The following is an 11,918-nucleotide window of genomic DNA, read 5'->3' on the forward strand; positions in this document are numbered from 1 at the left end:
CCCTCGAGGAAGGGATGGCTGTCATCGCTCTTCGCCCATCCCGCAAAACGGGAAAACCAGTCTGGGAAAAGACCTAAACCGTCACCATGGGTCACAACTTATTCAATTTGAGTTCGATGTCTCCGGATACCGACCCCAACGGCGCGAGCTTATGCCTGGCATCGTAAGGGTGTTGCAATTCTATTCTGTAGCGCTTCAAAATAGCGATGCATAACAACTTCATTTCCATCGATGAAAGTTGAGCACTTGTGCATCGATCAAGGTCATGCCCAAGCGGCATGTAGATATATTCATGCCCCCGATCCTCCGCTCTCTGCGGGGAAAATCTCTCCGGATCGAAACGCTTGGGATGCTCCCAGTACTCCGGCAAAAAACCCAGCTGACCAATGGATAGAGTGACGAGAGTGGCGGCAGGAATCTTGTGATCGGCCAAGGTTTGCGTCTTCAGCGACGTCCGCTGCGCGACCGGTGAAACGGGATAGAGGCGTAACGTTTCCTTCCACGCCCACTCGGTAACCTCCATCTTCTGGAGATCGTCCAGATTGAGATCGTCGGGTAGTGACCATACTTCCGACCGCACACGCTCTTGCCACTCCGGGTGTGTCGCGAGCAGATAGAACATGCTGGAAAGGCCAAGCGCCGTTGTATCGAAGGACGGAAATATGACGCCGAACAGAAGGTCTATAAGGTGCTCGTCGTCCCGCTCCCCAGGCTGTTCATCCAGATTGCATAAGTAGCTCAGGACATCAGTGCCCGGCCTCTTTCGCCTGATGGGAATCAACGAAAGAATCTGGCTGCGCAAAGCTCTCTTGAGCTCAACAGCTCTTCTACGTTTGGGGTTGAGGACCGGACTTTTAATGATCGACGTGAACGCCTTCCAATGGGCGTCCGTCGTATCCCGTATCCTGTTCGATTCACTCTTGTCATCGACGCCAAGGAATAGTCTGGCTGACAGCTTTGAAAGGATGTGATGTACCTCTTTCTTGAAGCCGATCGTTTTATGAATGCGCCAATTTTGAATATCTTCGTTGAAGCTCTTTTGAATTGTCGAAAGGTAGCCGTGGAGAGCAATTCTACTGAAAGCATGCCGCACTAGTTTTACCGCGCTGTCATGATGCTCAAGATCCAAACCAAACGAGTTTCCAAGCCTGCAGGCAGGAATATGCGAACTTAAACCCTCGGTTGTCTTGCCAACGGTTATCCCCGTAGACCAGGCCCGGTCCTCGTTGCGCAGAATACTGCCGATGATATCGGGACTCGTCACCACTACCACGTGGTCCGGGCCTAACCAATCGCGATAGATGTCACCGTAATTTTCCCGCTGCTTGACAAAGTAGTCGACACCGTCACGTCGTATCGCCATCGCCGTCGAAATGGCGGAGAAAAATCCACTCTTTCCCGGTATTTGAGATAATCGTGTCGAGACATCGGGATAAGCCCCGCGGCGATCGCTACCGGCATCCAAAGAAACATTCTGTACAGCAGCACTTATTTTCATAATCTTTGCTCCCGCAAGAATTGTTCATCCAATCAATCGACGATCGGTCTCGCATCGTCGACAACTTCGAATCTCGTTGTCGATGCCTATCGTCGGCAGCGGAACAGAGATCTCATTGGGCTCATTCTTATTGTTTTGACCGCATCCAGCATCTGGGAAAAGTTCCAGAGGTACCGCACCGAGTTATTCACACCCAGAGATAGGATTAACGCGAAGAACACGGAAATTGATTTGAGGAGTTGGTGCCACGTTGCTCCGATTGCTGTAATCTATGATAGGCTTTCCATGGACGAACAAAGGGCACTTCTCCACGGAAACTACGTTGGAGGTTCTCACAAACGGCAAACCGAACATGGGGGCATCGCCATCGGAAATTTATATATCTTGGTAGTACCCACTCATCTGTTGCTCCTCTCCACCTTCGTGCTGGCAGCTTCCAATTTGCCGTAGGTGCCTCATGCCCGGGTCGGGGACGGCTGATGGAGCAGCAGGCTTCTTCGAGGTATATCTGCTCCTGTGAAGCAGAAACTCACGCGACTTTCAGGTTGCACAAAATGCTCCTGGCCAAATCAAGCGCCATCTTCGTGACCTCCAGTGTAGACGACCACGTCACTACTCCAGAATTTCAAGTTGGAAACCGACGCAAATAATATGAGCGCGACCGAGCAGTCTTGTTCGGCTACTCATGTTGATAAGCTGCGGGCGTCCGTGAAGCCGAGCGCATCGCACCCGTTTATAACGCGAGCTCGGGAATTCTTTTCCCGAAATTACGGGTTCACCTTGGTTCTCTATCCAAATCTAACATGCTGGCCCTGATCAATCACCGTCGTCGCTACGCTCACGCCCTCGCGCAAGCTGATGCTTCGAATCTCCACCGACCAAATGCTGTTCCAGGCATCGATTGAGCCAATCCGCATGTGTCACGGGAAGATAATGCCCCCCATCGTCCAACAGGTGGAAGGACGCCTTGCTTAACCGCAAATACAACCGTCTGGAGGCATCGGACGTGATGACCCGGTCTTCTTCCCCCGCGATAACAAGTGCTGGAAAGACGAATTTATCAAGCGCATTCGACGTCTGCGTCTGCTTCACGAGCTGGAGATAGGCATCGAACACCGTTAGGTCGTAGCAGGCCTTTATCGCCTTGAAATCACCGTTGAAATACTCGTCTATGGCTGGTTTCAACGTGATTGCAACTTCGTTGACCAGCTCACGCGTTGCGTCATTGACCCCCCTTTGATCATTGTCGATCGAGGGCGCCACGGAGTTCACCAGCGTCAAAGTCGCGACTCGTCCGGGTTGCTCCATCGCCATGCATTGCCCTATCAACCCGCCCATCGACCACCCCACCAAATGCGCGGGAGAATGCAAGCGGTAGTGATCCAACAGCGCCCAGATCAGCTTGGCAATACTTTGTACACCCTGCTCGCTATCTTCCAATGTATCTAAACCGCTGCTAAGCCCATGACCAGGGTAATGGCAGATGATGACGGAATATCGCTTGGCGAAATATTGTACCTGACGTAGCCATATCGTGCCGAGGCAGGCCATTGGCGGCAGGAGAACCAAAAGCGGCTTCCGCTTGTCGATATTGTGCAGCACCTCAAGCCGCACATTCCCCGCAAGCTCGACAAGCTCGCTCTTAAACGCTTTGACGGAGCCGAATGCCATCCGATAGTAGTCGTTGAAATTAGCCGCGCTGACGGGATCGGAAACAGGATAATCCCTGACCGGCTCCTTATCCTGCCGTCGCAGTAGCCCGCGCACGCCGAAGCACAAATCTCCCACTGTCGAATGCTGATAAAACGATCCAAGTGTCATGCTTAGACCAAACAGCTCGTTTATCCGTCGTATGCACTCGATCGCGTTGGAAGCGTCGAGCTTCAATGTTGACAAAGGAGTGAGGTCGTTCAGATCCATGCCCCGCGCCGGCAGCACCTCAGCTAATAGTCGGCGCACACGCTCATTCACGGCATCACCGATTGGCTTCTGATTGAATACGGCATCGCTGGTATCCTTCGGCGCATCATCCGTTTCCGCAAGGGGGAGGCTACTGCCTTCATCGCCACCGTCGAGCCAAAATGACCTCCTGGTAAAGGGATACAAGGGCAAATCCACGAATGCGGCTGGCCGGTTCCGATAGAGCATGTCCCAATCAACCGGGGCTCCATCCATCCAGAGCATCAACAATTTATCCACTCTGCCTTTGGCGAGCCACCGCCCCGCCAGCGCCTGCATGTCCTCATCGTCGGTAAAATACCGATTAACGTGAAGGACCTTGGAAACTCCGTAATTGCCGGACTCAACGTCCGCTAGTCCTAACCCTTTCGCAAAGATTTGAAGCTGCTGCTGTAGTTCCCTCAGCGATCCCACAATAACGCCGAAACGCCAGATCAAGGCTTCGCGACGGCCCTGCAGGGTGTAGGCAATATTGTGCAGCCATTCCCGTTCGGTAACGGCGGCGACAATACCATTTGCCAATGCATCCTCAATATAGCTCATCAGAGCAAGAGCTTGAGCGACCAGTGCTTTCTTGCTTTTGGCGGACAGGACGATGGCATGTTCTGTGAGCCGAACCTCATCGCGACTACCTACCTTCTCTTCAGCGGGAAGATATTCCTGCAGAATAGCATGCGCGTTGACGCCTCCGCGACCAAAGCTGCTGACGCCTGCTCGCAACGGCAATACTCTGCCTTGCTCATCGACGACGGGCCACCACTCCGCTGCCTCACGCACCAGGTAAAATGGACTACCGTCCAATTCCGGACGGTGATTGGTTTCCTGCAAATGCAGATTGCCCGGGATCTTCCGATGCCGGAGCATCAGGACCACCTTGATTACGCCGGCGATACCGCCTGCTGCTTCCAAGTCGCCGATGTTACTCTTTACCGAGCCTAGAGCGCAGTTTGCCGGGTCCGGCGCTCCAGCCTGTTGTCCATGCAAATCCGTGAAAGCCTGGCATAGCGCCTCGCATTCAATCGTATCGCCGATCAGCGTACCGATGCCATGGGTTTCGATATAGCCGACCTGGCTAGGCTGCACCCCGGCTTCCCGATAGGCCTTTACCAACACCGATTTTTGCGCGCCGGAACTCGGCGAAGTGGGAGACAAAGTGTGCCCGCCGTGATTTTGCTCTGTGCCTAGGATCACGGCGTGAATACGGTTGCCGTCGCGTTCTGCATCCTCGAGCCGCTTCAGCAACAGCATTCCCACCCCTTCGCCACGGCCATAACCGTCCGCGTCTGCATCGAAGGACTTGCAAGAACCGTCCTCGCTCAGCGAACCGGAACCGCTCGCGTTGGGAACGGTTTCCGCCAAGGCGATGACATTGACCCCGCCAATGACTGCCAGTTGGCACTGCCCTTGCCGCAGGTTCTCCACCCCCCTGCGCAGAGCGACCAAGGAACTCGAGCATGCAGTATCGATAACCTCGCTGGGGCCGCGAAGATCGAAGGCGTAGGAGAGTCTGTTGGCAATCATGTAAGGGAGTTGTTCTTCCCTGCCAGGATCATCGAGACCCTTTTCGCGTAACCACAATGTCCTGTAATCCGTGGAGGAAACCGCCATATAGACCGCGGTATCGCTGCCGCGCAGCCGGCTAGCCGGGATACCAGCATCCTCCAGCAAATGCCAGGCGGTCTCAAGGGATAGCCTCAGTTGCGGGTCCATACGGCACGCTTCTGGAGCCTGGATATCGAAAAACTCCGCATCAAATCCGGTGATGTCCGAAAGGAACCCCGCGCGGCCTATTTTTTCCTCGCTCCCTCGCTCGCCGCTGCGAAGTCTTAGCTGATCTCGGCGGAGCGGAGGGGCTTCACCGACCAAATTACGGTTATCGGCCAGGTTTTTCCAGAAGTCCTCAAGATTGTCGGCTCCCGGGAAACGCCCGGCCATGCCGATGATGGCAATGGCGTCCGTGTCACGCTTAGGCGTGTGGACGGGCTTTCTAGGTGGTGACTCCGCATCCTGTACGGATGTCCTCACACCATCCCGCTTTCCTGCAAGGGGACTGAAAACGGTTGGCGGAACATCCGATCGGGTTTCCTCCAGCTTCTTCCTGGCACCGATATCGAGCTCAGGATACTGACGTAACAAACCCTCTACCAATGAACGCAGGTTCCCATGCTCGAAGAACACGGTCGGCATCGTATTGATGCCGAGCTGTTGGTTCATACGATTGGATAGCTCGGTGAAGCTGAACGAATCCAGCCCGAAAAGCGTGAGATCGTCATCCAAGCCAATACTATCAGGCGGAATCCTCTGCAATTTACCGATAAGATCTCGTATCTGTTGATGCAAGACTTGCGCTACGCCGTTGTCGACGTCCACGATGGACGGAATGGCAACCGGCGACCAAGACTGTCCGGCATCCGCTTGGTTCTCCAGCAACACCATGACCAAGCCGGTGATCTGCATGATGAGTACCCCGGCCATATCTGTGACGCAGATGTCGTACCGGCGGTATCTTGATCCCTTTGCTTGATTTGCCTCGATGATGGCGACCTTTACCCGCTTCGGAACCGCTCGATAGAGCAAGCAATCTTCCATGCTATAGGGAACAGCGAGCCCCTGCGGGCCGTACTTTTCACCACATATCTTGACTATACTTAGGAGGAAACCGAAGGTCGTCACAGTCAATGCAGGCGCTATCCCTGTGTTTTTACCAGGGCTCGCAAGCGTTAGCCACATGGCACGTTCATCTCGGGAGCATTCGACAACTTCGATAGCCCTCAAGAGCGACGCCTCCTCCTCAGCTTCGGTCATTGGCGCGGTCAGCAGCAGGCGCGATCGTTCCTCCGCCCTCAGATATGTGCGCCCTTCCGCTTCCGCGGCCATCGATGCGTGCAGGCGCGGTTCGACTTCGGTCCAAGCCAGTTCGCATTGCGCATATGCCACCGCGTCCGATGCATCGTGGACTATTGTATCGGCACTATCGCTTTCTAACGCCAGCGTCCACGCATCCCCCTGTTCGCTGAGCCGCAGCGCGGCCCAGCGACCTTGCTTTTCCACGAAGAAAGGTCTGTGCCAAGTCGCGCGGCTGATACGCAACGCCGTTGCGTCCGGCTTGGCAGGCAGTGTATGCGCTACTCGTCGGGCAAGATCGATCAAGGCCATCGCGGGCAGAAGGAACTTTCCATCGATCTGGTGATCGAGCAAATAGACGTCGCTCTGCTGGAAGCTGCACGGAAAAAGATGCTCTCCGCTTCCGGCACGCGAAGGCGCAAGTGAGGTTGCTTCTGAACCGACCCCGCCGCCGTATGGAGCCGCGCGCTTGGGAACACGAAAAGTGCTGACTTTTCCTTGACGCGCGCTGTACCCTTCAAGACTGACGCAGATCGCACCGTCGCCGTCGAGCAGATCAATATCGAGCTTCATCACCGGGCTAGCGTGCATCCCTTTCTGCCTGCGTAAGCGTACCCATCGAATATCCTGGGTGACGCGTTCAGTGCGATAATTACGCAAACGCTCCAGCCCGAACGGGATCGGAGAATCGGCGGAAATACCGCCCCCTCTTTCCAGAGCTGCAACACTGAATCCGATGGATGCCTGCAACGCTCCGTCGAGCAAGCCCGGATGCAAGATAAATTCCTGCGCCTCCTGCTCAAACACACCCTGCAGCTGCAAGCGCGCCAGCACCTCGTCCTCATTGTAGAAAAGTTCACCGAGGCATTGATGGCTCGGGCCGTAAGCGAAACCCAGATCGCGGAACCAGCTGTAGAGCTTGGCGCCGTCGACTCGAATCCCGTCTGTATAGACGGGCAACCGCTTGATCGTGACGAGAGCTGGTCGCGTTATCGCACCCCTGGCTTCCGGATAGGCCATCCCCTGGGCATGCGACAACACCTCGCCCGAACCATCCTGGATACTTTTTATCGAAAAACGAAATGCATCGTGCCCATCCACGCCGACAGCGCCTATCGGCGCGCTTTTTGACAGGCTTTCCCGCTCCATGATGAAGCTGACCTGAACCGACCGGTCCGAGATGGTGAGCGGCTTGGTCCAGACGATATTCTCCAGTCGATAGCCAATGGATCGACGGACAGATTCAGGCGTTACCGACGCGACGGCAGCCAGTGCCATCTCGCAATAGGCGGCTCCCGGCAGCGTTTTCAGATCCTGGACGCGGTGGTCCTGGAAGAAGCTTTCATCACCATGGAAGGTGCTTGAAAACTGTATCTTCTGGTCGGTGTCGACGTTGCTGTGCAACAGGGGATGCAGGACCGGCGGCGATGGTATCCGCGCCGCGTCAGGTTTGCTTCCCACCGTCGAGATCACCCAGTGACGGGTGGGAGCGAATGGATAGGAAGGCAGGCTCAACCTTGCCGGACGCGCATCGACGTAGCAACTTGCCCAGTCAATCCACGCTCCTTCCACCCACCGTTCGGCGAGCCTTGCCGGATGATCCTGTCTGCCGCTCCCCGCGCGATCGTCCTTCGCCGCCGGATTGGAGGAAGAAATCACGCCGTGCCACATGCTCTCGCCCAATTGCCCCTGGTCTAGCCAGGCTTGCAGGCGCGCCTGTATGGGACCTGCTTCATCCAATGCCCGCTGGTCGGACAGCGCTTCATCCACCGTCAACGCCAGACGATGCGCCATCGCCTGGCGGCCGATCTGAAGCGTATAGGCAATCTGCTCGATATTGGGGCGATGCTGACCGTAAAGCCGATGCCCGCCCTCGGTAAGATAGCGGCAGAAACGTGCAACCGTCTGTTTGAGCTGTTCGGCGGTGCGCGCCGAAAAGACCCAAACTCTGGCCGCAGCGGGCCAATCATTGGACTGATGACGAGGCTTCAGAAACTCACGGACGAGCATATGGCCGTTGACGCCGCCATAGCCGAAATTATGCAGCCCCGCCATTCGTGGCACCGTCTCTCCGGCAATGATCTTCGGCCGCCATTCCTCCCCTGATGTCAGCAAGCGTCCCGCAAAAGGATCGACCTCCTGCCAATTCAACTGCCGATGATGAAGGATCGGCAGGAGACGGTTGTGGTTGAGGCACAACAGCACCTTGATCAAAGCGGTCACCCCGGAGGCCGCCCCCAAATGGCCGGTATGCCCCTTGATGCTGCCGATCGGAAGGGGCTTGGAGCGGGAACGGCCGCTAAGCAGGGAGTGATACGTAGCTAACTCCATGCGATCGGTGACCTGGTCCCCGCTGCCCTGCGCTTCGAGATAGTCGAGCTCTTCCAATGTCGTATCGGCCCGCTCGAGGACCTGGCGGATCAAGGCCTCGTGAGATGGCGCATGGGGCGTGGTCAGAAACCGACCACGCCCGCCATGCGCAACGTCCATGGCCTTGATGACACCATGGACTGGATCGCCGTCTTCGATGGCCCGTTTCAGAGGTTTCAGCAACACAAGCCCAAGTCCCTCGCCGAACAGATGCCCGGAAGCGTCCTTGTCAAAAGGCTTAATATGATCATCGGCGGTGAGCATGCCCATCTTACGATTGAGCACGAACAACCCCGGACTGAGCAAGATATTGGCGCCGCCCGCCAATGCCATCTCGCTCTCGCCATTGTGCAGACTGGAGATGGCAGCATGAATGGCTGCGAACGAACTGGAGCACGCCGTATTCAACGTCACGCTCGGCCCTGTCAAACCATAGAAATAAGAGACCCTGTTGGCAAGCATGACAAGGGCATTACCCGTGTTGATATACGGATCCATATCGACCTTCGCATCGACGATCAGCGACAGGTAATCACTCTTCTCCGCACCGAAAAACATGCCCACCTTTTGTCCCCGCACGGAACCTGGATCGATGGCTGCGTTTTCGAAAACCTCCCAGGCACACTCCAGCAGCAGACGCTGCTGTGGGTCCATTAACTCCGCTTCACGGGGGGAAATGTTGAAATGGGGAGCATCGAATTTATCGATGCCTGTCAGGAACGATGCGTGATGGCAATCCGTCTTGCCTTGTTCCTGGCGAGGGTCGCCAGCATAATCCTGCCAGCGCCAGCGATTCGGCGGAATGGATGTCACCGCCTCGCGATCTTCGATCAGGTTCTGCCAGAATTCGGAGAGATCGGCCGCAGCAGGAAAACGTCCCGCGATACCGATGATCGCGACTTCCAACGTATCGCCCTCGGCTTCAACCCTTGTGGAATCGATTGCGCGAACAGGAGCAACGCAGACATGTTTCGGCTGAGCAGGCGGTTCAAGAGGCCTGACCCTGATATCCGGAATGGGTTCGTGCCTGTCCAGTATTTCGACCAGTTCTGCCAGGGTCGTACAGGACAGAAACAGATCGGCACCAATCGGAATTGTCGGGAATACGCGGCCGATTTCCGCGGCGAATTCGTTTAGATTGATGGAATCGAAACCGAAATTCGACCAAGGCGTATGCGCGTCGAGTTCCTCAAGAGGCAGCTTCAGTATCTTGGAAGCCAGTTCCCGCAGCTTGGCCAGCAGGGCATCGCTTACATCGTCAACAGCTGTTAGCATCTCGGTTGCAGCGGCATCAAAAGCATCGCCTTGTTCGCCGTCATGCCCTTCGGTGAGCCGGATCCGCATCCAATCGGCAAATTCCCGTAAGGTGGGGTGATCCAAAAACACCCCTACGTCCAGGGTGATTTGAGGATAGCGGCGATTGATGGCCGATGCCAACTCGGTCAGAAGAATGGAATCGAAGCCATAGCTGTTAAAGCTTTCGTCGTCGAAAATGGAAGCCTCATCCATTTTCAAGGTCTTCGCAATCAATTCGCGCAGCACCCGTTCCAGATCCGCCACACCGATCGCACCCGCGCCGTCGGTCACTGGAGGCAATTCAAGCCGGTCAACCGGCGCGCGCCGTGTTTCTTCAATCGCCTGCGACGACAGGAAAACTTGCCGCAGCTTTACATGGTCACCAGGCAGGACCACAGCTTGCGGCTCCGGACGTGCCATTACGCGTAGCAAGCTTTCCCAACCACTTGATATGTCCAGGCTTTCCAGGCCGCTATGCGCGGTCAATCGGCTGAGCCGCTCGGCGTCCGCGCGCATCCCGCCCTCGTGCCAATATGGCCAATTGATGCTCACATACCTGCAACCGTCATGATCGTCGTCCACGCCTAGCGCCGTCGACGACTGCCTGATCCGGCAAAATTCGTCCATGAAGCCGTTGGCACTTGCATAATCCGCTTGGCCGGCGCTACCCATCAAAGACGCAGTGGATGAAAAGCAGACGAAGTAACGAACATCCATCGCCGCTGCGTAATAGTCGAGCCAGTAGCTTCCCAACACCTTCGGCGATAGGACAGCACGCGCGGAGACAAGTGTTTTATGAACGAACGGCGCATCGTCCACACTACCAGCGGCATGGAAAATCGCCGCGAGCGTCTTGTGGGAACGGCGCAAATCCGCCATCAACTCACCAACCTGCCGGGGATCGCTTACGTCGACGCAAAAGTAGCGCACCGTGGAATGCCGAGCCAACCAATCACGCTCGTTGATGTCCAGTTCTTCGCTGCGACGACGCCCGCAGAGCACCACCTGAACGCCGAATTCGCTTGTCAAACGCTCGGCGATCGCCCTGCCCAAAGCACCGACACCGCCCGTGATCAGTACTCTGTCATTCGCGTCCAACAGATCACCTGCAACCGGAAGATCAGAGCGAGCGCTCTCTTTCAGCATCCGCGTGTGACGTCGGCCATCGAGCCAGGCTATATCTTGATAACGGCCGGGTTCGAACTCCCGCAGTTCCTGCGCCACCAGTTTGGCTAGAGTTTGAACACTGTCGGATTCCGACAACCAAACCGTGCCGGTAGCCATGCGAGAGCTCTCAAGGACGAGGGTCTTCAATAGCCCTTGCAGTCCTGCGGCCAAGGGAAAAGCGTGACGAAGCGAAACCAGATTCAAGACACGGCAATGCTCCAGAGAGCGCCTTTTGAGCAAGTTCTGCATGAGCGCAAAAGTCCACAACAGCCTGCCCAGATATAGATGGCGCCCCTCCACGATCGAGGGCTCACCACGTGCATCGACCTGAGGATATATATCGTCCAATAAGAGAACAGCGACATTGCTTCCTCCGCCGATGGCATCCAGGGTTCTAAAAGTATTTCCGTGCCCAGCCAGGGCTTCGTCCGGATTATCCGCAAGTGCCAGTCTGGACAGGAGGAACTCCGACGCATGAAGCTGCACCACGCGTGGTACACGCCCTGGAGCAGTAAGCGCCGCGGCCCATTCCGCGGATTTCCGGGCATCGCTACAAACCAGCACCACTGCATCGAGAGCCCCGAAATCCGTCGCGTCGGCCGGTGCAGTTGAAGGCTGCGCCTGCCAATCCAAGGTTGCGAGCAATGGTTGCCGGGTGGCCCCGGCTGCGGCATGTTGCAGCCTTTGACGCAGATCCGCCAAAAGCCCAATTGCTTCGACTTCATCGAATTCACTATTTCGCAGTTGGTCAAACAAGGTTTTGAAATCGTCGGTCATATCAATA

2 protein-coding genes are annotated in these 11,918 nt (G+C 56.0%); both read right to left on the minus strand.

The genetic code is table 11. The features are described from left to right. Positions 1-91 precede the first annotated feature (91 nt). Positions 92-1,498: a cytochrome P450 gene (locus tag AC1RO0_RS28845; RefSeq protein ID WP_498595975.1), complete on the minus strand. Its 1,407-nt coding sequence runs from the start codon at positions 1,496-1,498 to the stop codon at positions 92-94. Between the two features lie 816 nt (positions 1,499-2,314). After that, entirely contained in the window at positions 2,315-11,911 is a 9,597-nt protein-coding gene (locus AC1RO0_RS28850) for an alpha/beta fold hydrolase (protein WP_498595976.1), read from the minus strand. Between the last annotated feature and the right edge of the window lie 7 nt (positions 11,912-11,918).

This window comes from Rhizobium sp. GW821-FHT14E12 (genome assembly GCF_058803745.1).